This window comes from Plantibacter sp. ME-Dv--P-122b (assembly GCF_030209375.1).
Lineage (GTDB): Bacteria > Actinomycetota > Actinomycetes > Actinomycetales > Microbacteriaceae > Plantibacter.
On the sequence record NZ_JARVSC010000002.1, the window covers coordinates 38,482 to 64,796 of the forward strand.

Genomic DNA, 26,315 nt, shown 5'->3' on the forward strand with positions numbered 1-26,315 from the left:
GGCGATCTCCTGCTGATATGTGCGGCACCGTGTCTGCGTGCCTGAGTGTGTGGGAACATCCCATGCTATCGCAGGGGACCGGGAGGACGCCGGACCGCGGACCGTCATCCTCCGCCGATAGCATCGGACCGTGTCGACCAGAGCCGCCTCCGGCCCCGTGAGAGCCGACCTCCAAGGCCTTCGCGCCGTGGCGGTCTCGCTCGTCGTGGTGTTCCATCTCTGGCCGGGGCTCGTGCCGGGCGGGTTCGTCGGCGTCGACGTGTTCTTCGCGATCTCCGGGTTCCTCATCACGGCGCACCTGCTCGCCGAGGTCGAGCGATCCGGTTCGGTCCGACTCGGGCGGTTCTGGGCACGGCGCGCACGACGGCTGCTCCCCGCCGCGCTCACCGTCCTCACGGCGACCCTCGTCGCGAGCTGGTACCTCGCGCCACTCGGGGACCTGCCCCGGTTCCTGCGCGAGATCGCGTGGTCGGGCCTGTACATCGAGAACTGGGCGCTCGCCGGATCTGCGGTCGACTACCTCGCGGCGGAGGACGCCCCCTCGCCCGTGCAGCACTTCTGGTCGCTGTCGGCCGAGGAGCAGTTCTACCTCGTCTGGCCGATTTTGGTCCTCGTCGCCGGCTGGCTCGCCGTGCGGTTCGCCCGACGCTCGGCTGCGCCGACGGTACGGCGTCGGGGCGTCGCGATCGCGATCGGACTCGTCTGCATCGCGTCGGCCGCCTGGTCGGTCGTCTTCACCGCGCAGGACCCGTCTCCGGCCTACTTCGCGACGACGACGAGGGCCTGGGAGTTCGCCGCCGGGGGACTGACAGCGATCCTGGTGGCCGAGGGGGCCCGGCGCGGCTGGGCGCTGCGGGCGGGTGCGCGCACGGTCGTCGCCTGGCTCGGGTTCGCCGCGATCGGGGTGGCTGCCGTCTGGTATTCGGGGGAGACGCCCTTCCCGGCGTCGACCGCGGCGCTGCCGGTGGGCGGGACGATCGCCGTGATCGCGGCCTGGGCCCCGGACGTCCGGTGGTCGCCGACCGCGCTGCTCGCCCGGGCGCCGATCCAGTGGCTCGGCGACCGATCCTACGCGGTCTACCTCTGGCACTGGCCCATCATCGTGTTCGGCGGGATCGTGCTTGCTCGGTCGGCCTCCATCCCCGAGCAGCTCGTCCTCCTCGTCATCACCGGCGTCCTCGCGGAGGTGACGACGCGGTTCGTGGAGCGCCCGATCCGGTTCGGGCGCATCGCCGGTTGGCGGCCACGACGGGTCATCGGCGCGGCCGCCCTCGCGATGAGCGTCCTGTTGATCGCCGCGATCGGGGTGCTCCCCGGTGCCGAGGCGCGCATCGCCGCCGAACAGCAGCGCATCGAGACCCTGGTCGCGACCCCGTCGAACTGCCTCGGTGCCGCGGAGCTCGTCGATGCTGCAGCGTGTCCGCGGGACGACGGAGCGTCATCGGACGGCACGGAGGGCTCCGGTGGTGAGACCTTGCGCGACGTTTCCTCGGCGTCTCCCGGGGATGAGACCCGCGGGGTCGTCATTCCTGATGCGTCGCTCGCCGACCTGCCGCCGGACCGCTGCATCACCGACATCCGAGCTGCCGCGTTCGAGGTCTGCGCCTACGGCGCCAGCGCGGAGCAGGCGACGAGGACGGTGGCGCTCATCGGGGACTCCCACGCCGAGCAGTGGTTGCCGGCGTTCGCGACCGCTGCCGAGGCGAACGGGTGGCGGCTCCTCGTCGCGGCGAAGAGTTCCTGCCCGTTCAGCGACGCCGAGCGCACGGAGCCCGGGACGAGCGCGGCGGTGCTCGCCGAGATGCGCGCCGGGTGCTTGAGCTGGAACCGCGACGCTCTCGAGCTGTTGGAGGACGAACCGGAGATCGACACGCTCGTCGTCTCGGCGCGCGCCCGGAACCCGGTCGTCGCGGAGGGGGACCGCGACTGGCGGGAGGTGGCTGCGGAAGCCTATGCGGAGCGCTGGGCGCTCGTGCCCGAGACGATCGAGCAGATCGTCGTCCTGCGCGACACCCCGACGATGTCGGACGACGTGCTGGAGTGCGTCCGCGACGACGCTGATCCGGAGGACGGGTGCGCCCGGGACCGGAGCGACGCGCTCACGGAGGATCCGCAGTACGACGCCGCCCTCGCGAGCACCGACCCACGGGTTCGACCCGTCGACCTCTCGGACGCCCTGTGCACGTCCGATCGGTGCTCGCCGGTGATCGGCGGGGTCCTCGCGTACCGCGACCACCACCACCTGAGCTGGGTGTACGCCGAGACCCTCGCACCCGTCGTCCAGGCGGTGCTGGACCGGATCCCGACGCCGGAGTCAGACGCCGTCGCGCCTTGACGTACCATCGGGCGCGACGAGGCGCGGAGCGTCGGCTGCGAGTCGGGCGGTGTAGGGGTGGGCCGGGGCGGTGAAGACCTGCTCGGCGTCGCCATGCTCGACCACCCGCCCGTGCTGCATCACGGCGACCCGGTCGCTCATGTGCCGGATGACGCCGAGGTCGTGGGAGATCAGCAGGTAGCTCAGGCCGTGGCGTCGCTGCAGCTCGTCGAGGAGGTCGAGGATCCTGGCCTGGACGGTGACGTCGAGCGCGGAGACGGGCTCGTCGAGGATGAGTGTCGACGGTCGACTCGCGAGTGCCCGGGCGATCGCCACACGTTGCCGTTGTCCGCCGGAGAGCGTCCGCGGGCGCGCACGAGCCAGCGAGGGATCGAGGCCGACGTCCGCGAGGAGACGGGTGATGTCGCGAGGTGCGGCTTCGCGTCCACGAACGGCGTCGGCGAGGATGGCGTCGACGCGCCAGCGTGGGTCGAACGAGCTCAGCGGATCCTGTGAGACCCATCCCAGGCGGTTTCGTCGTGGACGACGCGCTCGCTCGGGGAGCTCCGACCACGGTTCGCCCTCGAGGAGCACCGTTCCCGACTGCGGTGCGGTGAGGCCGAGTGCGATGCGGGCGAGGGTGGTCTTGCCCGAACCGGACTCACCGACCACGCCCAGGGTCGTACCCGGTTCCAGGCGGAGCGAGACGTCGTCGACCGCGAGGATCGCCGATGCGCCGCGGCCACGCTCGAAGCTCCGGGTGACGGATCGGAACTCCAACGCGGGTGCGTCCGATCCGGCGTGCGTCGCCGGACGGGGGCCCGTCGCCGGCTGTTCGGCCATCGGAGCCGCGTCGACCGCCTGGTCCGCGCTCAGGCGCGTCCCCCGAGCGCGGTCGGTGGGGACCGCGGCGATGAGCGCTCGGGTGTAGGGGTGTGTCGGGTCGGTCAGCACCTGCTGGACCGGCCCCTGCTCGACGACGACACCGTGCTGCATCACGACGAGGTGGTCTGCGATCGACGAGACGACGGCGAGGTCGTGGCTGATCAGGAGGAGGCCCGCCCCGCGCCGCTTGACGTCGTCGAGGAGGCCGATGACACGTGCTTGGACGGTGACGTCGAGCGCGGTCGTCGGTTCGTCGGCGATGAGGAGGTCGGGGTCCAGTGCGATCGCCGAGGCGATGAGCGCGCGCTGGCGGAGTCCGCCGGAGAGCTCACCGGAACGTTGGCCGATGCGGGAGGCCGGGTCGGGCATTCCGACGGATTCGAGGAGTTCGAGCACTCGCCGGGTACGGGCGGTCCGGTCGAGGTCGGTGCCGAGTCGGAGTGCGTCGTCGATCTCGCGCCCGATCGGTCGCAGGGGGTCGAGTGACACGAGGGCGTCCTGGAGGACGAGTCCGATGCGACGCCCGCGCAGGCGTCGCCAGGCCGATGCTCCGAGTCCGCGGAGATCGGTGCCGTCGAAGTCGAGTCGAGTGGCCGTCACCCGCGCCGATGCGCCGGCGAGGCCCAGGAGCGATCTGGCGGTCACGCTCTTGCCGGAGCCCGACTCGCCGACGATCGCGACGCAGGTGCCGCGCTCGACGTGGAAGGAGACGCCGGAGACGATGGCGTCCCCGCCGCCGAATCCGACCGTCAGCGCTTCCACCTGGAGCAGGGGAGTGGAGTCGCTCATCGGCCGTCCTCCCGAGATCGGCGCTGGAGACCCCGGCCGAGGACCGTGGTGGACAGGGCGGTCGCGACGATCATCAGACCGGGGAACGCCGTGAGCCACCACGCCGTCGCGAGGTAGGTGCGTGCTGCGGCGAGCATGGCACCCCATTCCGGCGCGGGTGGTTGCGCCCCGAGCCCGAGGTAGCTCAGGGCGGACGCCCAGACGACCGCCTGTCCGATGCCGAGGGTCGCGAGGACGAACAACGGGGCGACGGCGTTCGGGAGGATGTGTCGGAACAGGATCCGGGCCGGCCCGTGCCCGAGCACTCGCGCGGCCTCGACGAAGTCGGAGGAGCGGACCTGGAGCAGTTGACCGCGGATGAGGCGCGCATAGCCCGGCGCCGTCGACAGGCCGACCGCGATCGTCGCCGTGACGGGACCAGGTCCCGCGATGACGATCACGAGGAGCGCGAGCAACAGGCCGGGGAACGCGAAGAGCACCTCGAGGACGCGTCCGACGGCGAAGTCGGCGATCCTGCCGCCGACCGCGGCGATCGTCGCGAGGACGGCTCCGAGGATCAGCCCGATGGCCGTCGCAGCGACACCGATGAGGAGCGAGGTCCCCGCACCGTGCACGACCCGGCTCCAGACGTCGCGGCCGGACTCGTCCGTGCCGAACCAGTGCGTGAGGGAGGGTGGAGAGAACGCGGCTCGCGGGTCGACCGCCGTCGGTGACGCCGTCGCGAACAGCTGGGGGGCGAGCGCACAGCCGAGCAGGAGCAGCACCACCGCGGCAGCGACGATCTCGGGTGCACCGAATCCCGACGACCGTCGCCATCCGTGGCGGACCCGGGCGTCGGGGCTTCCGGACGCCGGGGTGATCGCGAGCCCGCTCATGAACCGGACCGCCGGATCCGGTCGCGTGGGTCGAGCAGCTCCGCCGCGAGGTCCGCGAGGAACATGACGACGACGTAGGCCACCGCCGAGCTCAACACCACGCCGGTGACCACCGGGACGTCGCGGACGGTCACCGCCTGGAGCAGCGTCCGTCCGAGACCGGGCCGGGCGAAGATGGTCTCCACCACCACGGCGCCGCTGATGAGGTACCCGAACGCCCATCCCGACAGGTTCACCGCGGGCACGGCGGCATGGCGCAGGCCGTGTCTGAGCAGGAGGCCGGTGGTCGATTCACCACGGGCGGCCGCGGAGACGGCGAACGGCGCGCTCCCCGCATCGAGCAACGGTTCGCGCATCACCTGGGCCAGGAACCCGGCGACCGGGATGGCCAGGGTCAACACGGGGAGGACGAGCCCGACCGCATCACCCGTACTCACCGGAGGGAGCCATCCGAGCCAGGTGCTGAAGAGCGTGATGAGGACGGTCGCGAGCCAGAACTGGGGGAGCGACGCCGCCACCAGCTCGACGGCCGATCCGAGGGCCGCGGAGACGCGCCCACCACGGGTCGACCAGACCGCGAGGCCGAGCGCGAGGAGCCACGCGACGACGAGCGACGCCATCGCCAGCACCAGCGTGCCGCCGAGCTGTTCGGCGAGCACCTGGGCCACCGGCGTGCGGAGGGACGCCGATTCGCCGAGATCCCCTTGGACGAGTCGGACGAGTTGCGCGAGGTACTGGACGAGGAGCGGCTGGTCCAGGCCGTACTGCTCGCGCACCCGCTCGAGCGCCTCCGCCGACGCCTGGGAGCCGGGGCCACCGAGATAGGCCTGCGCCGGGTCGCCGGGGATCAGCCGGACCGCGAAGAAGGTGACCGTCGCGACCGCCCAGAGCACGAACACCGCGCCCGCGAGACGCGCTCCGATCCGCCCGGCCAGGCGGCGGAGGTCGCGTCCCGGGCGGCCGATGGAGGTCACTCCACGAGCCAGGCGTCCCCGAAGACCGGCGTCGACACCGTCGGCAGCGCGCGGACGCCCTGCAGGGAGGTGCTCAGCAGGAAGTGGTTCTGCTGGTCGTAGAGCGGCAGGATGTAGTAGCCGTCGAGGATGATCTGCTGCGCCTGCTCGTAGAGGAACGCCCGCTCCTCGGGATCGAGGGTGTCGCTCGCCTGCTTCAGGATCTCGTCGAGCGCGGGGTCGTCCAGCTGGGCGTGGTTCGCGAAGTAGCCGCTCGGCGCCGGGACGATGCCCGAGGAGTCGTAGAGCACCCGGAGCACGTCCGGTCCCACCTTCGTGTACGGCGCGCTGACGGCCTCGTAGGCGTTGGAGCCGAGCGCCTCGTACCAGCTCGACAGGTCGAGGAGTTCGAGCTGCACGTCGAAGCCCGCGTCGCCGGCTCCGGCCTGGATCTGCTCGAAGAGGGACTGCTCGGCGGGGATCGACTGGTTCGTGCTGACCGGGAACCGCACGGTCAGCCGGACGCCGTCCTTCGTCCGCACGCCGTCGCTGTCCTTCTCGGTCCAGCCGGCCTCGTCCAGGAGCGTGTTCGCCGCATCCAGGTCGTACCCGAACAGGCTCTCGTCGGAGTAGGCGGTGGCCTCCGCGCTCGACAGCGGGGAGTAGGAGCGCTTCGCCGTGCCGAAGAACAGGGACTCGATGCCGGCGTTCACGTCCGTGGACCTGACGAAGGCCTCGCGCACGCGCTGGTCGTCGAACGGCGCCTGTCCCGCGTTCAGCTCGATGCGGTTCGAGGCACCGGGACGTGGCGCGTCGAGGTCGACGATCGTCTTCGAGTCCTTCGCCTGCGCGATCGTGTCGGGCTGCGCGTTGTCGATGATGTCGACGTCGCCGCTCTGCAGCGCCGCGAATCGAGACGCCGAGTCGGGGATGAAGCGCCACGTGATGCCGTCGAGGTACGCCGGCCCGTCGTTCGCGGCGTCGCTCGGCGCCGAGTCGTAGTCGGCGTTCCGGACGAGCGAGACGTGGTCCTGCTTGACCCACTCGTCGACGACGAACGGTCCGGTCCCGACCGGGGCGTCGCAGTTCGCCGCTTCGCCGCGGGCGATCCCCGTCGGCGACTCCATCGCCGTCCACGGCTGCGACAACGACTCCAGGAGCGCGCTGTCGGGAGCGGAGAGGGTGAACCGGGCCGTCGTGGCGTCGACCGCCTCGACCGACGCGACCTTACCCACGGCGAGGTAGCCCGTGGACGACTTCGTCGCCGGGTCCTGCAGGTGCTCGATGTTCGCCTTGACCGCTGCCGCGTCGAACGGGGTGCCGTCCGTGAACGTCACGTCCGACCGAAGCGTGAACTCCCAGGTCAGACCGTCCTCGGACGTCGTCCAGGAGTCGGCGAGCCACGGGATGATCTCACCCTTCGCGTCTCGGGAGACGAGCGGCTCGAGGAACTGTGCGCTCAACAGGGCCTGCGGGTAGTTGCCACCGACATGCGGATCGAGGCACGTGGGCTCGGCGTCCCCGCTGGCGTAGACGAGCGTCCCACCGGCCTTGGGCGTGCTCGACGCGGCAGGGGCCCCCGGTGCACACGCCGCGAGCAGGACCACGAGCGGGACGAGCGCCGCAGCGACACGCAAGGGACGACGCGAGGACGCAGGGCGTCGACGGGCAGGGGAGGGGGATGCGGGCACAGGGACTCCAGAAGGCGATCGACCGGGTGCTGTCGGCCCGGTGGCGGCGTCGGACGAATTATTGGACGCCGTCTCGGAACCAGCATAGAGCCTCAGCACCACGCCCCGACCCCTCACACGACGGCTAGGCTCACAGGCGGCGGAAGGAGCCCCCATGGCGAGACCACCGGCACGGAACGCCGTCGGCAGACCCCGACGATCCTCCCGACGCGTCCTCGAAGAAGCGGCCGCCGAACTCTTCCTCGAACAGGGGTACCCGGGCACCACCGTCGACCAGATCGCGAGCCGCGCCGGCGTCAGCCGCAACACCTTCTTCAACTACTTCGGCTCCAAGAGCGACGTCCTCTGGGTCGACGTCGACGCCGCGCTCGCCGGACTCGAACGGGCGCTCGCCGCAGGCGGCGACACCCCTGCAACGGACGTCGCCGACGCGATGCCGTCGTTGCAAGCCGCCCTCCTGGGCATCGCCGAGGAGCGCTCGAACGGTGCCGTGCCCTGGGCGCTCACGCAGATCGAACTGATGGACACCGCGTGGGAGCTGCAAGCGTCCGGTCTCGAACGTCTGCTGCGTCTCCAAGCCGTGCTCCGGGTCTCGCTCGCGCGCCTCGCCGTCCGCGCCGACGAGCTGACAATCCGGTCCGCCGCAGCGGCGCTCGCCGGCGCGATCGTCGCCGGCGCCGGGGCATGGGCGGCCGCAGGTGTCGGCCGGGGCGAGCTCGGCGACTACCTCCGTCTCGCGATCGCCCCGGTGGTGGACGGGTACGGCCGCGCCCTCGCCCGGATCGACGGGCCGAGTTCCTCGTAGCCGACCCTCCTCGGAGCCGCTCCGCAGGCTGTACGATGGGACCATCGACATCGATCCGGCCATCACCGGGGAGTCCTCGGCAGAACGGCGACCGCTCAGCGGGAGCCCAGTAGAACCGAGCGGGTCAGGCCCGTCACAGCCGATGCAGAGCGGCCGTTCCAATGGAGCGGCAAGCGGGGTGGTACCGCGTCGGCAACGCCGGCGTCCTCGCAGGACCCACGAGACCTGCCAGGAGAACGATGAGCTACCCGAAGTCCCAGGAACCGACCCCAACCGAGTCGGCGTCGAACGGCGCGGCGTTCGGCGTGACGCCGTCGCCCAGCTTCCCCTCGATCGAGGAGGGGGTGCTCGCCCGATGGGCCGCCGACGGCACCTTCCAGGCCTCCATCGACCAGCGCGAGGGCGCTCCGGAGTGGGTGTTCTACGACGGCCCGCCCTTCGCGAACGGCCTCCCGCACTACGGTCACCTCCTCACGGGCTACGCCAAGGACCTCTTCCCCCGGTTCCAGACGATGCGCGGCAAGCAGGTGCACCGCCGGTTCGGCTGGGACACCCACGGCCTCCCCGCCGAGCTCGAGGCGGAACGCCAGCTCGGCATCACCGACAAGCGCCAGATCGACGAGATGGGGCTCGCCGCGTTCAACCAGGTCGCGCGCGACTCCGTCCTCCGCTACACGGAGGAGTGGCAGGACTACGTGACGCGCCAAGCGCGCTGGGTCGACTTCGAGCACGACTACAAGACCCTCGACGTGACCTACATGGAGTCGGTCATCTGGGCCTTCAAGCAGCTCCATGACAAGGGCCTCGCCTACGAGGGCTACCGGGTGCTGCCCTACTGCTGGCGCGACCAGACACCGCTCTCCAACCACGAGCTGCGGATGGACGACGACGTCTACCGCTCCCGACAGGACCAGACCGTCACGGTCACCTTCCCGCTGGTCGGTCCGAAGGCGGAGAGCCTCGGACTGACAGCCGTCCGCGCGCTCGCCTGGACGACCACGCCCTGGACCCTGCCGACGAACGCCGCCCTCGCCGTCGGGCCCGACATCGAGTACGCGGTCGTCCCGGCCGGCCCGAACGGCACCCCCGACGCCACGGTGCTCCGCGAGGAGGGCTCCGCCCACGCCGACACCGAGGTCCTCGGTGGCGAGTACCTCATCGCCTCCGCGTTGCTCGGCAACTACGCGAAGGACCTCGGCTACGACTCCGCGGCCGAGGCGCAGTCCGCCGTCTCCCGGACGATCGTCGGGCGCGAGCTCGAAGGCGTCTCCTACGACCGCCTCTGGGACTACTACGCCGACGCCGAGTGGGGCATGGAGCAGGCCTGGCGCATCCTCGTCGCCGACTACGTGTCGACCGAGGACGGCACCGGCATCGTGCACCAGGCCCCCGCCTACGGTGAAGAGGACCAGAAGGTGTGCGAGGCCGCCGGCATCCCGGTGATCGTCTCCGTCGACGACGGCGGGAAGTTCCTCCCGGAGGTGTCCGACGTCGCCGGTCTCCAGGTCTTCGACGCCAACAAGCCGCTCACGCAGTTGTTGAAGGCACAGGGCCGCCTCCTGCGTCAGGCGAGCTACGAGCACTCCTACCCGCACTGCTGGCGCTGCAAGCAGCCGCTCATCTACAAGGCGGTGTCGAGCTGGTTCGTCCGCGTGCCCGAGTTCCGCGACCGCATGGAGGAGCTCAACCAGGAGATCACCTGGGTGCCGGAGAACGTCAAGGACGGACAGTTCGGCAAGTGGCTCGCGGGTGCGCGCGACTGGTCGATCAGCCGCAACCGGTACTGGGGTTCGCCGATCCCCGTGTGGAAGAGCGACGATCCGGCCTACCCGCGCATCGACGTGTACGGCTCGCTGGACGAGCTCGAGGCCGACTTCGGCGTGCGTCCGACCGATCTGCACCGCCCGTACATCGACGAGCTCACGCGGCCGAACCCCGACGACCCCACCGGCCGATCGACGATGCGCCGCATCACCGACGTCCTCGACGTCTGGTTCGACTCCGGATCGATGCCGTTCGCCCAGGTGCACTACCCGTTCGAGAACCGCGAGTGGTTCGACTCGCACAGCCCCGCGGACTTCATCGTCGAGTACATCGGCCAGACGCGTGGGTGGTTCTACCTCCTGCACGTGCTGTCGACCGCGCTGTTCGACCGCCCGGCGTTCACGAGCGTCGTGAGCCACGGCATCGTCCTCGGCAGCGACGGCCAGAAGATGTCGAAGTCGCTGCGCAACTACCCCGACGTCAACGAGGTCTTCGACCGCGACGGTTCCGACGCCATGCGCTGGTTCCTCATGTCGAGCTCGGTGCTGCGCGGCGGCAACCTCGTCGTGACGGAGGAGGGCATCCGTGAGGGCGTCCGTCAGGTGATGCTGCCGTTGTGGAACACCTGGTACTTCTTCTCGCTGTACGCCAACACGGCGGTGCCTGGTGGCTACGACGCCGTCTGGCGCACGGACTCCACCGACGTCCTCGACCGCTACATCCTCGCCAAGACGCGTGAACTCGTCGTCACCGTGACCGACCACCTCGAGGCGTTCGACGCGACCCTCGCCGCGGCCTCGCTGCGGGACTTCGCGGACGTCCTCACCAACTGGTATGTGCGCCGCTCCCGCGACCGCTTCTGGTCGACCGACGGCGGCGACTTCGACCGCGACGCCTTCGACACGCTCTACACCGTCCTCGAGACGTACTGCCGCGTCGCCGCTCCGCTCCTGCCGCTCATCACGGAGCAGGTCTGGACCGGCCTGACGGGCGAGCGCAGCGTGCACCTCACCGACTGGCCGGAGCCCGAGGCGTACCCGGAGGACGCGTCGCTCGTCGAGGCGATGGACCGGGTCCGCGAGGTCTCCGGTGTCACCCTCGCCCTCCGCAAGCAGGCCGGTCTCCGTGTCCGGTTGCCGCTCGCGTCGCTCACCGTGGTCACGCCCGACCCCGCGTCGCTCGCGCCGTTCGAGGCGATCCTCCGCGAGGAGCTCAACCTCAAGGCCGTCTCCTTCGCCGAGTTGACCGACACCAGCGGCACCGAGTTCGGCGTCACCTCGCGCCTCTCGATCAACGCCCGCGCGGCGGGCCCGCGCCTCGGCAAGACGGTGCAGCAGGCGATCACGGGCGCTCGGAACGGCGACTGGTCCGAGGTCGACGGCACGGTCACGGCCGGCGGCATCGAGCTCGTCGACGGCGAATTCGAGCTCGTCATGGAGGCCTCGTCCGGCGCCGCCGGTGGTGTTGCGCTCGCGCTCCTGCCCTCGGGTGGCTTCGCTCTCCTCGAGACCACGCTGACGCCCGAGCTCGAAGCGGAGGGACTCGCACGCGACGTCATCCGTGCCGTGCAGGACACCCGGAAGGCAGCGGACCTGCAGGTGAGCGACCGGATCCGGCTGCAGCTCCGATTCGAGGACGACGCCGACGAACGCGCGGTGCGCAGTGCCCTCGACGTGGTCGACCTCGCCGGCGACACCCTGGCGACGTCCCTGACCTGGTCCGACGACGAGGCGCAGGCTGGAGCGTCGGGCTTCGCCCAGTCGTTCGCGGCCGGGAAGTTCGGCAACGCCGGAGCCTTCACCGTGACCGTCGCGCGCGCAGAGGAGACCGCCGATGTCCGATGACCTGATCCCCGGAGACGAGCTGTCCGCAGCCGATGCCGCCGACGCCGTGTACCGCGAGCTCCTAGAACGGCTGGGGGAGGCCCAGCCGCAGCCGCGTCTCGGCGCCACCAAGCGGGCCCTCGAACTCCTCGGCAACCCGGAGTCGTCCTTCGCGATCATCCAGATCGCCGGGACGAACGGCAAGACGAGCACGGCCCGGATGATCGAGAGCATCCTCCGCGCCCACGGGCTCCGCACCGGTCTCTTCACGAGTCCGCACCTCGTCCGGTTCACCGAGCGCATCGGGATCGACGGCGAGCGGATCTCGGACGAGGCCGTCGCCAGGAACTGGGACGACATCAAGCCGTATCTGGCGATGGTCGACGCCGAGCTCACGGCGGCCGGCGAGCCCGCACTGACCTTCTTCGAGGCGCTCACCGTCCTGGGCTTCGCCTGCTTCGGCGACGCACCCGTCGACGTCGCCGTCGTCGAGGTGGGGATGGGCGGTGCCTGGGACTCGACGAACGCCGCCGACGCCGAGGTCGCCGTCTTCACACCCATCGACCTCGACCACGTGCAGCGTCTCGGAAAGACGATCGCCGAGATCGCGCGCACCAAGGCTGGCATCATCAAGCCCGGGGCGCAGGTGGTCTCGGCCGCGCAGCACCCCGACGCGCGTCAGGCGATCGTCGACGCCGCCGTGGCGGTCGACGACCCGGCCGTGTTCGAAGGCGAGGAGTTCGCCCTCGTGCAGGACGCCGTCGCGGTGGGCGGACAGCTCATCACCGTCCGAGGACGTGCCGGCACCTACCCGGAGCTGTACCTGCCGCTCTACGGGGACCACCAGGGACGGAACGCGACGCTCGCGATCGCCGCGGTCGAGGCGTTCCTCGGCGGAGCGACCCAGCCGATCGCGGAGGACGTCCTGGCGGAGGGCCTCACCGAGGTCGCCTCCCCGGGGCGTCTGCAGCTCATCGGCACCGAACCGACCGTGCTCGTCGACGCGGCGCACAACCCGCACGGTGCCGCGTCCCTGGTCGCCGCACTCGGCAGCTACTTCGACGTCGACGAGATCGCCTTCGTGGTCGGCATCCTCCAGGACAAGGACGCCGCCGGCATTCTGACGACCCTGGCGCCCGCCGCATCCGGCTTCTTCTTCACCCAGTCGGAGTCGGAGCGGGCGATCCCCGCCGAGGAGCTCTCGCGCCTCGCCGTATCGCTCGACCTGCCGGCGTCGACCTTCGCCGACACGCTCGACGAGGCCGCGGAGGACGCACGGCGCTGGGCCGAGGAGGCGCCGCGCCGGCTGGTGGTGATCACCGGCTCGATCACCCTCGTGGGCGAGGCGATCGAGGTCGCCGACGACCGGGAATGGAAGGCGACCGCATGAGCGGCATGGCACGGAGTCGGGCTCCGCGGAGCATCAAGCAGACCCTCGGATCGATCATCCTCGGCTTCGAGATGATCGTCATGTTCCTCGGGGCGCTCGTGATCTTCGGGCTGAAGGCGCTCCCGGCCCCGGTCGCGTTGATCGGCGGAGCGGTGCTGTGCCTGATCATCGTCGCGACGATCCCGCTCCTGCGATTCCGCTGGGGGTATTGGCTGGGCTGGGCGGTGCAAGCCGCTATCGTGGCTACCGGCCTGCTCGTGCCGATGATGTTCCTCGTCGGTGGGATGGCCGCAGCCGTCTGGACCTATGCGATGGTCCAAGGCGACAAGATCGAGCGTCAGCAGGCGCTCTACCGAGAAGCGAAGGATTGACCGTGGCTGTTGAAGAAACCCTGGTACTCGTGAAGCCTGACGGCGTCGCACGCAACCTGACCGGCGAGATCCTCCGTCGGATCGAGGCGAAGGGCTATTCGCTCGTGGACCTGCGCATGGTCGAGCCGGACCGTGAGCTGCTGGCCGCCCACTACGCCGAGCACGAGGGCAAGCCGTTCTACGAGCCCCTCGTCGAGTTCATGCTGAGCGGCCCCGTCGTCGCGATCCGCGTCGCCGGCAACCGCGTCATCGAGGGCTTCCGCTCGCTCGCCGGCACGACCGACCCGACCACCGCTGCACCTGGGACCATCCGTGGCGACTTCGGCCGCGACTGGGGCCTCAAGGTCCAGCAGAACCTCGTCCACGGTTCGGACAGCCCCGAGTCCGCCTCTCGCGAACTCGCGCTCTGGTTCGCCTGACGCACCGACTCCGCACGACGAAGCCCGCCTCCGATTCCGGGGGCGGGCTTCGTCGTGTGCGTCGGGCGGCCGTTCGGTCCGCCACCGGCTACAGGTAGGAGAGGACGTCGAGGCGCAGCTGGGCGATGACCGCCACCACGAGGTAGCACCCGAGCGTCACCACCACGATCCAGGAGGACACGACCCCGGCGACACGGCGGACGGCGGGGGACGCCGGGATGATGCCGTTCCGCAGGGTGAACGCGGTCACCGTGATGAACGAGGGGATCGTCACCGACCAGGTGACCATGCACCACGGGCACAGCGTGCCGAGGACGAAGATGCTCTGCGAGATCAGCCAGATGACGAATCCGAGAGCGCCGAGGAACCCGATGTTGAAGGCGATCCAGAACCACCGCGCGAACTGCGCACCCGCGAGGACCGCGACGCCGACGGCGATCGGGGCGATCCAGGCGGCGAGACCGATGATCGGGTTCGGGAACCCGAGGATGGCGCCCTGCCAGGAGTTCAGATTGACCCCGCACTGCACGAGGATGCTCAGATTGCACCCGAGCTGGGCGTTCGGATCCTGGAGGAGCTGGAACTTGTCGAGGGTGAGCGCGAACGCCGCGATCCACCCGATGACGCCCGCGACGATGAGGAAGATCGCGAGGCCCCTGGGGCGCGCGTCGATGACCGGAGTTGACACGCCCCGATTCTCGCACGCCTGCCTGGACGGCGGCGGGACATGCCCGGGTGGTCCGTACTCAGGACCGTCGGCCCCGTTCGTGCGATAATCGAGGGGTTGTGCCCGAGCCGCGCTCGACCGCACGACACAACAGGCTTGTTGGGCAATGAGAGCCCAGGACCCGCCGGCACGTGCCGGCACGATCGTGAGAGCTCCGAGAGCCAGCGATCACACAGGATTTGCGAACGGCTGCACCCGTGGCCGCACGCACGAGACGAAGAACCGGAGGGTGGCGCGGCCACCGACCCGGCATAGGGGAGTACACCAGGAATGGTGAAAGAGCACACCGAGGATCCGGCCACGCCGGGTACCGAGCACGAACCGACCGACCAGCACCTCGCGACGCCTGAGACGGCGGACGAGTCGTCCAGCACCGAGACGGACGCCCAGGCGGCCGGGCCCGACGAGCAGTCGACACCTGCCGCACCGGTGCGTCCACCGACCACCATGCTGCTGTTCCAGGCGCCCGACCTGCCGCCGATCGTCCACCGCGATGACGAACCGCTCGAGGCGGAGCTCAGCTCGTCGAGGCGTCGCACGCGTCGTCGTGCGGGCGAGGACGGACCGGAGCAGGGCGAGCGGGGTGGCGACTCGCGCCCCGACACCCGCAACGTGGTCAAGGTCCGCACGCCGCGTGAGCCGGAACTCATCACCGAACCGCAGAAGGTGCGCGGCTCGACGAGGCTCGAGGCCAAGAAGCAGCGTCGCCGTGACGGACGCGACGCCGGTCGTCGTCGTCCGGTCGTCACCGAGGCCGAGTTCCTCGCCCGCCGCGAATCGGTCGACCGGGTCATGGTCGTCCGCTCCAAGAACGGCAAGACGCAGATCGGCGTGCTGGAGGACGGCGTGCTCGTGGAGCACTACGTCGCCAGGAGCCAGGAGGCGTCGCTCATCGGCAACGTCTACCTCGGCCGCGTGCAGAACGTCCTGCCCAGCATGGAGGCGGCGTTCGTCGACATCGGTCGCGGACGCAACGCGGTGCTCTACTCCGGCGAGGTCGACTGGGACTCCGTGGAGACGGGCAACCAGCCCCGCCGGATCGAGCTCGCGCTCAAGGGCGGCGACAAGGTCCTCGTCCAGGTCACGAAGGACCCGGTCGGACACAAGGGCGCGCGCCTGACGAGTCAGGTCTCGCTCCCCGGTCGGTACCTCGTGTACGTGCCGAACGGTTCGATGAACGGCATCTCGCGCAAGCTGCCCGACACGGAGCGCGCCCGCCTGAAGAAGATCCTCAAGGAGGTCCTCCCGGAGAACGTCGGCGTCATCGTGCGCACGGCCGCCGAGGGCGCGACCGAGGAGCAGCTCACGCTCGACGTCACGCGGCTGAAGTCGCAGTGGTCGGAGATCTCCCGCCAGATCGAGACGGTCCAGTCGCCGGCACTGCTGCACAGCGAGCCCGACCTGCTCATCAAGATCATCCGCGACGTCTTCAACGAGGACTTCCACAAGCTCGTCATCCAGGGTTCGGACGCGCTGCAGGACATCCAGAGCTACCTGCGCGGCGTCGCCCCCGACCTGCTCGAGCGTGTCGAGCCGTACGACGGCACGGGCGACTCCTTCGTCGACTACCGCATCGCCGAGCAGATCGAGAAGGCGCTCGACCGCAAGGTCTGGCTGCCGTCCGGCGGATCCCTCGTGATCGACCGCACCGAGGCCATGACGGTCGTCGACGTCAACACGGGGAAGTTCGTCGGTTCGGGCGGCAACCTCGAGGAGACGGTCACCAAGAACAACCTCGAGGCCGCTGAGGAGGTCGTGCGTCAGCTGCGGCTGCGCGACATCGGCGGCATCATCGTCGTCGACTTCATCGACATGGTGCTCGAGTCGAACCGCGACCTCGTGCTGCGCCGCCTCGTGGAGTGCCTCAGCCGCGACCGCACGAAGCACCAGGTCGCCGAGGTCACCTCGCTCGGTCTCGTGCAGATGACGCGCAAGAAGCTCGGTCTGGGCCTCCTCGAGACGTTCAGCGAGCCCTGCGAGGTCTGCGCCGGGCGCGGCGTGGTCGTGCACCACGACCCCGTCGTCAAGCACCGCCAGACGCCGCAGCCGGAGCAGCAGCGTCGGCGCGGCAAGGGTGGGTCGCAGGGCGGCCAGCCGTCCTCGAACGGCCAGGGCGCCCAGCAGAAGCCGGCCGGACAGACCCACGGGATCACCGACGACGCGAAGAACGCGCTCGCCCTGATCGCGGCGCGCACGCTGCACCACGAGGAGCTCGCCGCGGCCGAGGCCGTGGCCGACGCCGTCGTGGCCGAGGCGCAGCACACATCGTCGCAGCACGCTGAGGCGCAGGGTTCCGAGGAATCGGCCGCGGGCGAGTCCACGACGTCGCCGGAGGATCAGTCCGGATCGTCGACCGGGCCGAACGACGGCCGTCGGAGTCGGCGCGAGAAGCGCGAACCGCGTCGCCGCGGCGGTGACGGATCGCGCCGGGGTTCCTCCGAGGAACGCTCCGCCGATGCTCAGAGCGAATCCGCAGCCCCGACGCTGGCCTTGCTCGACCTGCCGATCGCACCCGTCGCCGACAAGCCGCGTCGCGCCGCCGTCGCGGACCCCGAGCACCTGCTCGAGTCCGTCCTCGACGCGCTCCCCGAGCCGAAGCAGCCGGGCCAGGGTCGTGGCCGCAGCCGCCGCGTGTCGACCGCCTCACTCGCGGGTGGACAGGCCGTCGGCTCGGACGGCGCCCAGCGTCAGGCCGAATAGTCCGGTCGCATCAGGACGGCGCGTCTCCTCGGGAGGCGCGCCGTTCGCGTGCGGTGATGCGCAAGCCGCTGGCGATGAGCCGACGGACGAGCTCGCCGCCGGTCACCGCGACGGCGCCGGCCGCCACGAGCGACGCATGGCGCTCGGCGGGGACGTCGTAGTGGTCGAGGTCGAACGAGCGCGGCGGGAGCCCGGTGCGTTCGGCGAAGGCGTGCAACTCCTCCAGGGAGTTGTCGCTCACCACGTGGGACCAGAGCGTGCCGTGCGCCGGCCACAGCGGGGGATCGATGAGCACCGTCATGCCTCCATCCAACCATCGAGCGTCTCGCGCGATTCCCGTCCGTGGTCGGACGCGCCGGGCACCCGGCCGGCGTTCAGGAGCCCCCGGGGTACACTGGTGGAGTGCGTCCGGTGTGGGAGCCGTGAGGAACAGCCTCGGTCACGAGGTTCTGTGCCCACTGGTTTGACCTGGACTGCACGATGAAGTAAACTCGACCGTTGGTGTGCATTGAGTTTTCAATGCCACGCCCAACGGTTTTCTGCCATCAAGGTGTCCCACGTGTTCGAGCCTTTCCGAGCAGTAACTTCCAGCAACAGTCAGTCGGAGCGTTTCGCTCCCCAAAGAACGGGTACGTAGTGGTTTACGCAGTTGTGCGCGCCGGAGGACGGCAGGAGAAGGTCGAGATCGGAACCATCGTCACGATGGACCGGGTCAAGGCCGACAAGGATGGCAACATCGAGCTTCCCGCGGTGCTCCACGTCGACGGTGAGAAGATCATCTCCGACGCGAAGTCGCTCGCGAAGATCACGGTGACGGCCGAGGTGCTCGAGAACCTCCGCGGTCCGAAGATCATCATCCAGAAGTTCAAGAACAAGACCGGTTACAAGAAGCGTCAGGGGCACCGTCAGGAGCTCACGCGCGTCAAGATCACCGGCATCAAGTAAGGCATCGAGGAGAAGAAGAGATGGCACACAAGAAGGGTGCGAGTTCCACTCGCAACGGTCGTGACTCCAACGCACAGCGTCTCGGTGTGAAGCGCTTCGGCGGCCAGGTCGTCCTCGCGGGCGAGATCCTCGTCCGTCAGCGCGGCACGCACTTCCACCCCGGCGCCAACGTCGGCCGTGGCGGCGACGACACGCTGTTCGCCCTCGAGGCAGGCTCCGTGCAGTTCGGCAACAAGGGCGGCCGCAAGGTCGTCAACATCGTCGCTGCTGCAGAGTAGCAACAACGTCTTTCCAGCAGGGGGCGGGCTTCGGCCCGCCCCCTGCTGTCGTACAACCGAGTTCCATGATCCAGAGAGGGGCTGAGCGTCCATGGTCACATTCGTCGACCGGGTCACACTGCACCTGCGAGCGGGCGGCGGCGGCAACGGCTGCGTCTCCGTGAAGCGCGAGAAGTTCAAGCCGCTGGCCGGCCCCGATGGCGGCAACGGCGGACACGGTGGTGACATCGTGCTCGTGTCCGATCCTCAGATCACGACGCTGCTCGGATACCACCGGTCACCGCACCGGAGCTCCGACACCGGCGGCTTCGGCATGGGCGACCACCGCAACGGGTTCCAGGGCGAGACGCTCATCCTGCCGGTCCCCGTCGGGACGGTCGTCAAGGACGTCGACGGCGTCGAACTCGTCGACTTCGTCGAGCCCGGCATGGAGTTCGTCGTCGCTCCCGGCGGCCAGGGCGGTCTCGGGAACGCAGCACTCTCCTCGACCAAGCGCAAGGCCCCAGGCTTCGCGCTGCTCGGCACGCCCGGCTGGGAAGGCGACGTCCTCCTCGAGCTGAAGACCGTCGCCGACGTCGCGCTCGTCGGGTACCCCTCCGCCGGCAAGTCCAGCCTCATCGCGGCGATGTCCGCGGCGAAGCCCAAGATCGCGGACTACCCGTTCACCACCCTGCACCCGAACCTCGGCGTCGTCGAGGCCGGCGAGGTCCGCTACACCATGGCGGACGTCCCCGGACTCATCGAGGGCGCCAGTGAGGGCAAGGGCCTCGGTCTCGAGTTCCTGCGTCACGTCGAGCGCTGCTCCGCGCTCCTGCACGTGCTGGACTGCGCGACGCTCGAGCCGGGACGCGACCCGATCAGCGACCTCGACATCATCCTTGCCGAGCTCGCCGCCTACCCGGTGCCGGAGGGGCAGACGCCGCTGGTCGAGCGCCCGCAGCTCATCGCCCTCAACAAGATCGACGTCCCGGAGGCGAGGGAGCTCGCCGGGTTCCTGCGTCCCGACCTCGAGGCGCGCGGCTACAAGGTCTTCGAGATCTCGACGGTCTCGCGGGAAGGCCTCCGACAGCTCTCGTTCGCGTTGAGCGAGCTCGTCGAGGAGAGCCGGGCCCGCGCAGCCCTCGAGGCCGCCAAGCCTCGGATCGTGCTGCGCCCGAAGCCGGTTGACGACTCCAAGTTCACGGTGACGGTCGAGGGTGGCACGTACGGCAACCTCTACCGCATCATCGGCGCGAAGCCGGAACGCTGGGTGCAGCAGACGGACTTCAACAACGAGGAGGCCGTCGGGTTCCTCGCGGACCGCCTGGCGAAGCTCGGCGTCGAAGAGGCGCTCTTCAAGGCCGGTGCCGTCGCCGGCGCGACCGTGATGATCGGTGCGGGTGGCGGTGTGGTCTTCGACTGGGAGCCCACGCTCACGAGCACCGCGGAACTGCTGACGCAGCCGCGTGGAACGGACCCGCGTCTCGACGCGAGCCACCGCCCGACGCGCAACCAGCGCCGCGACGAGTACTTCGAGCGCATGGACGCCAAGGCCGAGGCCCGAGCCGAACTGCTCCGCGAACGTGCGGCCGGCCTCTGGAACGACGACGAGGGCTTCGAGGTCGGCTCCGTGCCGGCTGACGCACAGCAGGACGAGGGTGTCACGACGGAGGACGACGACCGGTGACCATCCACCAGCGCAGTGGCATCCCGTCGGCGCGACGCATCGTCGTGAAGGTCGGGTCCTCCTCGATCAGTGGTGACAACGCCGGGCAGATCACTGCGCTGGTCGAGGCTCTCGCCGAGGCGCACGCCCGAGGCACCGAGGTCATCCTCGTGTCCTCGGGCGCCATCGCGACCGGGATGCCCTACCTCCGCCTCGACGCCCGTCCGAGCGACCTGGCGACGCAGCAGGCGGCAGCCGCCGTCGGGCAGAACGTGCTGATCTACCGCTACCAGGACAGCCTCGACCGGTTCGGCATCGTCGCCGGCCAGGTGCTGCTCACCGCGGGCGACCTCGAGAACCCCAGTCACCGGAGCAACGCCCAGCGGGCGATGGAACGCCTGCTCGGCTTGCGCATCCTCCCGATCGTGAACGAGAACGACACGGTCGCGACGCACGAGATCCGATTCGGCGACAACGATCGCCTGGCGGCCCTCGTGTCGGTCCTCGTCGCGGCCGACGTCCTCGTCCTCCTGAGTGACGTCGACGCGCTGTACACCCGCCCACCGCACGAAGCGGGCGCCGAGCGCATCGAGGAGGTCCCGTTCGGAGACACCCTCTCGGGCGTCACCTTCGGCGACATCGGCTCCGCGGGCGTCGGCACCGGGGGAGCGGGCACGAAGGTGTCCGCCGCCCGCTTGGCCGCCGAGGCGGGCACCTCCGTCCTCGTGACCTCGACGACGAACGTCGCGTCCGCTCTCCGCGGTGAGCACCTCGGCACCTGGTTCCAACCGGCGTGACGCGGCGCGCGTCCACCAGACGCCGCTGAGTAGAATCGACGCATGTCGTCGCCCACCATCACCGACCTGCCGCTCGCGGATCGTCTCACCGCTGCGAAGCGCGCCTCGCGGGTCCTCGCCCAGGCGACCACCGCCCAGAAGAACCGGGCCCTCGAGGCCATCGCCGTCGCGATCGTCGAGGGCGCGGACGCGGTCATCGCCGCGAACGAGCGCGACCTCGTCGCGGGACGGGAGCAGGGCCTCAGCGTCGGTCTGCAAGACCGTCTCCGCCTCGATCGGGGCCGTATCGACGGGCTCGCGGTCGCGGTCCGCGACGTCATCGCGATCGTCGACCCGGTGGGTCAGGTGGTCCGCGGGAGCAACACCCCGGACGGGGTGAAGCTCGAGCAGGTACGCGTTCCGTTCGGTGTGGTCGGGGCCATCTACGAGGCGCGCCCGAACGTCACGGTCGACATCGCCGCCCTCGCGATCAAGAGCGGCAACGCCGTGGTGCTCCGAGGCGGGTCAGCGGCTGAGCACTCGAACGCGGTCCTCGTCGGGCTGTTGCGATCGGCACTCGAATCCGTCGGTCTCCCCGGGGATGCCGTCCAGACCATCGACGAGTTCGGTCGGGACGGCGCGAAGCAGCTCATGAACGCCAGAGGTCTGATCGACGTCCTCATCCCGCGGGGGAGCGCGTCGCTCATCGAGACGGTCGTCCGGGAGTCGACGGTCCCTGTGATCGAGACCGGCGCCGGTGTCGTCCACGTGTTCCTCGATGAGAGCGCCGAACTCGACTGGGCCGTCGACATCGTCCGCAACGCGAAGGTGCAGCGCCCATCGGTCTGCAACGCGCTCGAGACGATCCTCGTCCACCGCGCTGCGGCCGCACGCTTGCTGCCCGCCGTGCTCGGTGACCTGCGCGAGCACGGGGTGCTCATCCACGCGGACGGACGTGCCAGCGAGGTCTTCGCCGACGTCGTGCCCGCCGTGGAGGAGGACTGGTCCACTGAGCACATGTCGCTCGAGCTCTCGGTGCGCGTGGTCGACGACCTCGATGCCGCACTGGAGCACATCGACCGCTACTCCACCGGACACACCGATGCGATCATCACGAACGACGTGGTGAACGCCGACCGCTTCCTCGCCGAGGTCGATTCGGCCGTCGTGATGGTCAACGCGTCGACCCGATTCACCGACGGTGCCGAGTTCGGATTCGGCGCCGAGGTCGGCATCTCGACGCAGAAGCTCCATGCCCGCGGACCGATGGGGCTGCCGGAACTCACGAGCACGAAGTGGCTCGTGCGTGGTTCGGGCCACACCCGTCGGTAGTCGCTAGACTGGTACGGGCGTCACCAGGCGTCGCACAGAAGGAGAGATCATGTCGATTGCCGCGTCCGTCTTGGCCACCGCCGTCTTGGCTGAATCGGAGCACGCCGTCGAACTCGCCGCCCCGACCTGGGTGTTCGGCGCGGTCGCGCTCGTGCTGTTCGCCATCCTCGGCGCCGTGACCTTCAGCTACCGCGACGTCGCCAACCGCCACGCCGGCAAGGGTGAGTCGGCCTCCGCTCACGGCGAGCACGGCCACTAGGCTGTCCGGGGTGAGTGCGCCCGTCACCGAGACGACGACACGTCGTCCTCGGATCGGGGTCATGGGCGGGACGTTCGACCCGATCCACCACGGGCACCTCGTCGCCGCCTCGGAGGTCGCGCAGCACTTCGACCTCGATGAGGTCGTCTTCGTCCCGACCGGCATGCCGTACCGGAAATCGGGCGTGAGTGACAGCGAACACCGCTACCTCATGACCGTGATCGCCACCGCCGCGAACCCCCGCTTCACCGTCAGCCGGGTCGACATCGACCGAGCCGGACCGACGTACACGATCGACACCCTGCGCGATCTGCGACGCAAGCGTCCTGATGCCGAGCTGTTCTTCATCACGGGTGCCGACGCGATCGCCCAGATCCTCAGTTGGAAAGACGTCCGAGAGGTCTGGGACCTCGCTCACTTCGTTGCTGTGAGTAGACCGGGACACGATTTGAACGTTTCCGGATTACCACAGCACGACGTAAGCTTGTTGGAAGTTCCGGCCCTAGCGATATCGTCGACGGATTGCCGGAGCCGGGTGAGCAAAGGCTTTCCGGTCTGGTATCTGGTTCCCGACGGTGTCGTGCAGTACATCACCAAGCACCACCTGTATCGGAGTGAAGCCACATGACCGCGTTGCCAGAGGACGCGCCCCTGACCAGGCGACAGGCTCGAGCGAGCCAGCAGCCGTCGACGTCCGCTGACGAAGCGACGCCGGACGCGGTTGCACCACGGACACGACGCGCGTCGACATCCGAACCCGTCGCCGGGGGAGCGATCCCCGAGCAGGCCACGTCGCGCGACGAGAGCGCTCCAGCGGCTGCGTCTACGCCGCCCGCTCCATCATCGAGCGCTCCGGCATCCGGCGCACCTGCTCCGGCCCCGACCGGCGGACTCACACGCCGTCAGTTGCGGGAACTCGAGCGCACCGGCTCGATCGAGCAGGTGGCCTCCCCGGCAGCGCCGGTCGCACCGCCGGTCGAGCAGCCGGTCCCCTCGGTCGCCCTGCCGCCGCGGACGCCCGATCAGGTGGTCGCTCCGCCCCAGAAGCAGAACAAGGCCGCCCGCCAGCAGGCCGCGAAGCTCGCGCAGCAGGAAGCGGACGCCAAGGCTGCCGCTGCAGCCGAGCAGGAACGACGCGAAGCCGAGGCCGCCAAGCAGGCCGAGCAGCGCCAGGCCGCAGAACGCAAGGCCGCAGAACAGCAGGCCGCTGAACGCAAGGCGGCTGAACGCAAGGCCGCCGAGCGAGCCGCCGCCGACGAGCGCGCAGCCAAGGCCCGGTCCGCCGAGGCGCCGACGCCTCCCGTGACCCCCGCCGCTGCGGCGCCGGTGGCCACCGGTTCGCTCTTCGACGTCTCGGACCGCGACGACATCTCCGAGGACCCTGCTTCGACCCTGTCGAAGGGGTTCGGGCGCGACTCCATGCTCGTGGCGGCACTCGAAGCCGAGAAGGCGTCGCAGGCCGACAACGAGGTCGCGTTCGAAGACCTCCTCGGAAGCGGCATGACCAGCACGGGGCAGATCACCACGAGCTCGCTCATCATCCCCGTCGCTCCGGCACAGGCGGAGGCGGGCGCCACATCCAACTCCACGGGCGAGATCCTCATCACCGGAACCATCGATCTGCCCCGCGGACTGGGTTCCGCCGGTCAAGACCCGAACCACTTCGACGGTGCAGGGATCGACCGACTCATCGAGGGCGACGAGCTGCCGGCCTCGGTCACGGCAGCGTCCCCGGTCGCGGCCAGCCGCGCGGTCAGCAGCCACGGCTCCACCCGCGACGTCGTACCGGCCACCACCAACCAGAGCAACAAGCTGCTGATGACCCTCGCGATCGCCGCCGCGGTGCTCGCCGCCGGCGTGATCGCGGTGCTCATCATCGGTTTCTTCGGCGGAGCGTTCTAGCCCTGCCGGCATTCATCCGATCGCTCATCATGCGATCGCCAGAGGAGTACACCACATGACCCTGTCCGACACCACACTGGACGCCGTCCAGCTCGCAGCGACCGCAGCAGAGTCCAAGGGCGGCGAGGATCTCGTCGCGCTCGACGTCTCCGGTCCGTTGCCGTTCGTCGACGCCTTCCTCCTCGTCACCGGTCGGAGTGAGCGCAACGTCGTCGCGATCGCCGGCGAGGTCGAGGACCGCCTGAACGCGAGCGGCGTGAAGACCCTTCGACGTGAGGGCAAGTCCGAGGGGCGGTGGATCCTGCTCGACTTCGGCGAGGTCGTCGTCCACGTGTTCCACGAGGAGGAGCGGATGTACTACTCGCTGGAGCGTCTGTGGAAGGACTGCCCGGTGATTCCGCTGGTCTCGTCCGCACCGCAGCCCGCGAACTGACCATCCCGTCGGTGCCGAGCACCGAAAGTGGTCACAACCGCTCTCAAGATGTAGTAACCTATTCAAGTTGCTTCCGCTGAAACAGCAGGGGCAAGCAAGTTGAATACGGGTCTGTGGCGCAGCTGGTAGCGCACCTGCATGGCATGCAGGGGGTCAGGGGTTCGAGTCCCCTCAGATCCACCCGAACACCAAGAAGTCCCCGTCAGCCGAACAGCTGACGGGGACTTCTTCGTTGGGGTGGGACCCTGAGGTCAGTTCACCTCGTCGGGGTGGCTGCCGACGCGCTTGCCCGAGTCGAGGGCGTCGATGGACGCGATCTCGTCGGCGGACAGCTCGAAGCCGAAGACGTCGAAGTTCTGGGCGATGCGTTCGCGCGAGTTCGACTTCGGGAAGACGATGAGTCCGTTCTGCAGGTGCCACCGGATGACGACCTGCGCCGGCGTGACGCCGTGTGCCTCGGCTGCGGCGGAGACGGCCTGCTCGCCGAAGAGGTCGTACTTGCCCTGACCGAGCGGGCCCCAGGACTCGATGTGGATACCGTGCTCGGCACCGAAGGCGCGCAACTCACGCTGGGCGAACGCCGGGTGGAGTTCGATCTGGTTGACCGCGGGGACCGTCTCGGAACCGGCGATCAGCTTCTCGAGGTGCTCGACCTGGTGGTTCGACACACCGATCGAACGAGCCTTGCCGGCGGCCTTGATCTCCTCGAGCGCGAGCCACGCTTCGAGGTAGTCGTCCTTGGCCGGGGTCGGCCAGTGGGTCAGGTACAGGTCCACGTGGTCGAGACCGAGCTTGTCGAGGCTCTCGTCGATGGCGGCGTGCGCGGACGCCTTCTGGTGGCGGTCGTTCCAGAGCTTCGTGGTGATGAAGAGTTCGTCGCGGGGGATGCCCGACTTCGCGATGGCGGCGCCGACGCCCTCCTCGTTCTTGTAGATGGCCGCGGTGTCGATGTGCCGGTATCCGACTTCCAGCGCGTCCGAGACGATGCGTTCGGCCTCCTGCGGGTCGACGAGGAAGACGCCGAAGCCGAGCTGAGGGATGGTGTTGCCGTCGTTCAGGGTGATGGTGGGAACTGTCATGTCCTCATGCTGGCACCGGAACCGTCCGTACGGAACGGGTCTTCGCCCTGCGCGTAACCGGTCGACAGTCGCGGGAATACCCGCGGCGACCCTGCGCTTGTCTTTCCAGAGGGCAGGCGTCTGCCCGCACGACGGCCGAGGCCTGAGAAGGATGACACCG

General features: G+C 69.6%; 23 protein-coding genes and 1 tRNA gene. 17 read left to right on the forward strand and 7 right to left on the reverse strand.

From position 1 onward, the window contains the following. The first annotated feature begins 130 nt into the window (after positions 1–130). Complete coding sequence (locus QRN19_RS03665; protein WP_285025311.1) at positions 131–2,335, forward strand: acyltransferase family protein; 2,205 nt, start codon at positions 131–133, stop codon at positions 2,333–2,335. Here the strand turns inward: QRN19_RS03665 and QRN19_RS03670 are convergent. From QRN19_RS03670 to QRN19_RS03685, 4 genes are read right to left on the reverse strand one after another with little or no spacing between them, the layout of a single operon-like run. Further along, a complete protein-coding gene (locus QRN19_RS03670) occupies positions 2,315–3,988 on the reverse strand; it encodes a dipeptide ABC transporter ATP-binding protein (RefSeq protein WP_285025312.1) in 1,674 nt (557 codons plus the stop codon). The genes QRN19_RS03665 and QRN19_RS03670 overlap by 21 nt on opposite strands. Then, entirely contained in the window at positions 3,985–4,863 is an 879-nt protein-coding gene (locus QRN19_RS03675) for an ABC transporter permease (protein WP_285025313.1), read from the reverse strand. The genes QRN19_RS03670 and QRN19_RS03675 overlap by 4 nt, the downstream gene beginning before the upstream one ends. Continuing rightward, on the reverse strand, positions 4,860–5,837 hold the full coding sequence (locus QRN19_RS03680; RefSeq protein WP_502928025.1) for an ABC transporter permease: 978 nt from the start codon (positions 5,835–5,837) through the stop codon (positions 4,860–4,862). The genes QRN19_RS03675 and QRN19_RS03680 overlap by 4 nt, the downstream gene beginning before the upstream one ends. Then, a complete protein-coding gene (locus tag QRN19_RS03685; RefSeq protein ID WP_502928026.1) occupies positions 5,834–7,453 on the reverse strand; it encodes an ABC transporter substrate-binding protein in 1,620 nt (539 codons plus the stop codon). Before QRN19_RS03685 ends, QRN19_RS03680 begins: the two co-directional genes overlap by 4 nt. 208 nt (positions 7,454–7,661) lie before the next feature. Between QRN19_RS03685 and QRN19_RS03690 the strand changes: the two genes are divergently transcribed. The 5 genes from QRN19_RS03690 (at position 7,662) to ndk (ending at position 14,079) form a co-directional block, all read left to right on the forward strand. Continuing rightward, on the forward strand, positions 7,662–8,312 hold the full coding sequence (locus tag QRN19_RS03690) for a TetR/AcrR family transcriptional regulator (protein WP_285025314.1): 651 nt from the start codon (positions 7,662–7,664) through the stop codon (positions 8,310–8,312). Positions 8,313–8,551: 239 nt separating this feature from the next. Next, positions 8,552–11,920 carry an isoleucine--tRNA ligase gene (gene ileS, locus QRN19_RS03695; protein WP_285025315.1) on the forward strand — a complete coding sequence of 1,123 codons (3,369 nt, stop codon included), beginning with the start codon at positions 8,552–8,554 and terminating at the stop codon, positions 11,918–11,920. Beyond that, positions 11,910–13,289, forward strand: coding sequence for a bifunctional folylpolyglutamate synthase/dihydrofolate synthase (locus QRN19_RS03700; protein WP_285025317.1), 1,380 nt, complete (start codon positions 11,910–11,912; stop codon positions 13,287–13,289). Before ileS ends, QRN19_RS03700 begins: the two co-directional genes overlap by 11 nt. After that, positions 13,286–13,660, forward strand: coding sequence for a DUF4233 domain-containing protein (locus tag QRN19_RS03705; RefSeq protein WP_064295611.1), 375 nt, complete (start codon positions 13,286–13,288; stop codon positions 13,658–13,660). Before QRN19_RS03700 ends, QRN19_RS03705 begins: the two co-directional genes overlap by 4 nt. Before the next feature lie 2 nt (positions 13,661–13,662). Further along, positions 13,663–14,079 carry a nucleoside-diphosphate kinase gene (gene ndk, locus QRN19_RS03710; protein ID WP_064295600.1) on the forward strand — a complete coding sequence of 139 codons (417 nt, stop codon included), beginning with the start codon at positions 13,663–13,665 and terminating at the stop codon, positions 14,077–14,079. Positions 14,080–14,167: 88 nt separating this feature from the next. Here the strand turns inward: ndk and QRN19_RS03715 are convergent, their stop codons facing one another. Further along, positions 14,168–14,767, reverse strand: a complete 600-nt coding sequence (locus QRN19_RS03715; protein WP_285025319.1) for a vitamin K epoxide reductase family protein — start codon at positions 14,765–14,767, stop codon at positions 14,168–14,170. Positions 14,768–15,079: 312 nt separating this feature from the next. Here QRN19_RS03715 and QRN19_RS03720 point away from each other — a divergent pair, with 312 nt between their 5' ends. Further along, positions 15,080–17,506 (forward strand): Rne/Rng family ribonuclease, encoded by a 2,427-nt coding sequence (locus tag QRN19_RS03720; protein ID WP_285025320.1) that lies wholly within the window; start codon positions 15,080–15,082, stop codon positions 17,504–17,506. 10 nt (positions 17,507–17,516) lie between these two features. On the opposite strand, the gene QRN19_RS03725 is transcribed toward QRN19_RS03720, so the two are convergent. Further along, entirely contained in the window at positions 17,517–17,807 is a 291-nt protein-coding gene (locus QRN19_RS03725; protein ID WP_285025321.1) for a DUF4031 domain-containing protein, read from the reverse strand. A gap of 335 nt (positions 17,808–18,142) precedes the next feature. Here QRN19_RS03725 and rplU point away from each other — a divergent pair, with 335 nt between their 5' ends. The 10 genes from rplU (at position 18,143) to QRN19_RS03775 (ending at position 25,256) form a co-directional block, all read left to right on the forward strand. Next, a complete protein-coding gene (rplU, locus tag QRN19_RS03730) occupies positions 18,143–18,451 on the forward strand; it encodes a 50S ribosomal protein L21 (RefSeq protein ID WP_079002324.1) in 309 nt (102 codons plus the stop codon). A 20-nt stretch (positions 18,452–18,471) separates the two neighbouring features. Then, positions 18,472–18,729: a 50S ribosomal protein L27 gene (gene rpmA, locus QRN19_RS03735; RefSeq protein WP_056006626.1), complete on the forward strand. Its 258-nt coding sequence runs from the start codon at positions 18,472–18,474 to the stop codon at positions 18,727–18,729. Between the two features lie 91 nt (positions 18,730–18,820). Next, entirely contained in the window at positions 18,821–20,395 is a 1,575-nt protein-coding gene (obgE, locus tag QRN19_RS03740; protein WP_285025326.1) for a GTPase ObgE, read from the forward strand. Then, entirely contained in the window at positions 20,392–21,171 is a 780-nt protein-coding gene (gene proB / locus QRN19_RS03745) for a glutamate 5-kinase (RefSeq protein ID WP_079002325.1), read from the forward strand. The genes obgE and proB overlap by 4 nt, the downstream gene beginning before the upstream one ends. A gap of 42 nt (positions 21,172–21,213) precedes the next feature. After that, positions 21,214–22,482, forward strand: a complete 1,269-nt coding sequence (locus QRN19_RS03750) for a glutamate-5-semialdehyde dehydrogenase (RefSeq protein WP_285025328.1) — start codon at positions 21,214–21,216, stop codon at positions 22,480–22,482. Between the two features lie 49 nt (positions 22,483–22,531). Further along, positions 22,532–22,741, forward strand: a complete 210-nt coding sequence (locus QRN19_RS03755; protein ID WP_285025331.1) for a hypothetical protein — start codon at positions 22,532–22,534, stop codon at positions 22,739–22,741. Positions 22,742–22,751: 10 nt separating this feature from the next. Next, positions 22,752–23,369 (forward strand): nicotinate-nucleotide adenylyltransferase, encoded by a 618-nt coding sequence (gene nadD / locus QRN19_RS03760; RefSeq protein WP_255376693.1) that lies wholly within the window; start codon positions 22,752–22,754, stop codon positions 23,367–23,369. Beyond that, positions 23,366–24,643, forward strand: coding sequence for a hypothetical protein (locus tag QRN19_RS03765; RefSeq protein ID WP_285025333.1), 1,278 nt, complete (start codon positions 23,366–23,368; stop codon positions 24,641–24,643). The genes nadD and QRN19_RS03765 overlap by 4 nt, the downstream gene beginning before the upstream one ends. 55 nt (positions 24,644–24,698) lie before the next feature. Then, positions 24,699–25,076, forward strand: coding sequence for a ribosome silencing factor (rsfS, locus tag QRN19_RS03770; protein ID WP_079002329.1), 378 nt, complete (start codon positions 24,699–24,701; stop codon positions 25,074–25,076). Between the two features lie 107 nt (positions 25,077–25,183). Further along, positions 25,184–25,256: transfer RNA gene (locus QRN19_RS03775), tRNA-Ala, on the forward strand. 71 nt (positions 25,257–25,327) lie between these two features. Here the strand turns inward: QRN19_RS03775 and QRN19_RS03780 are convergent. Continuing rightward, positions 25,328–26,155: an aldo/keto reductase gene (locus QRN19_RS03780; protein WP_285025336.1), complete on the reverse strand. Its 828-nt coding sequence runs from the start codon at positions 26,153–26,155 to the stop codon at positions 25,328–25,330. Positions 26,156–26,315: the final 160 nt, after the last annotated feature.

Bases quoted from the DNA above. Each gene is read 5' to 3' on its own strand.
- rpmA (WP_056006626.1), top strand. From the start codon at position 18,472: ATGGCACACAAGAAGGGTGCGAGTTCCACTCGCAACGGTCGTGACTCC.
- QRN19_RS03675 (WP_285025313.1), bottom strand. From the start codon at position 4,863: ATGAGCGGGCTCGCGATCACCCCGGCGTCCGGAAGCCCCGACGCCCGG.
- QRN19_RS03690 (WP_285025314.1), top strand. From the start codon at position 7,662: ATGGCGAGACCACCGGCACGGAACGCCGTCGGCAGACCCCGACGATCC.
- QRN19_RS03725 (WP_285025321.1), bottom strand. From the start codon at position 17,807: ATGACGGTGCTCATCGATCCCCCGCTGTGGCCGGCGCACGGCACGCTC.
- QRN19_RS03705 (WP_064295611.1), top strand. From the start codon at position 13,286: ATGAGCGGCATGGCACGGAGTCGGGCTCCGCGGAGCATCAAGCAGACC.
- QRN19_RS03765 (WP_285025333.1), top strand. From the start codon at position 23,366: ATGACCGCGTTGCCAGAGGACGCGCCCCTGACCAGGCGACAGGCTCGA.
- QRN19_RS03700 (WP_285025317.1), top strand. From the start codon at position 11,910: ATGTCCGATGACCTGATCCCCGGAGACGAGCTGTCCGCAGCCGATGCC.
- obgE (WP_285025326.1), top strand. From the start codon at position 18,821: ATGGTCACATTCGTCGACCGGGTCACACTGCACCTGCGAGCGGGCGGC.
- QRN19_RS03780 (WP_285025336.1), bottom strand. From the start codon at position 26,155: ATGACAGTTCCCACCATCACCCTGAACGACGGCAACACCATCCCTCAG.
- rsfS (WP_079002329.1), top strand. From the start codon at position 24,699: ATGACCCTGTCCGACACCACACTGGACGCCGTCCAGCTCGCAGCGACC.
- QRN19_RS03750 (WP_285025328.1), top strand. From the start codon at position 21,214: ATGTCGTCGCCCACCATCACCGACCTGCCGCTCGCGGATCGTCTCACC.
- QRN19_RS03670 (WP_285025312.1), bottom strand. From the start codon at position 3,988: ATGAGCGACTCCACTCCCCTGCTCCAGGTGGAAGCGCTGACGGTCGGA.
- ileS (WP_285025315.1), top strand. From the start codon at position 8,552: ATGAGCTACCCGAAGTCCCAGGAACCGACCCCAACCGAGTCGGCGTCG.
- QRN19_RS03755 (WP_285025331.1), top strand. From the start codon at position 22,532: ATGTCGATTGCCGCGTCCGTCTTGGCCACCGCCGTCTTGGCTGAATCG.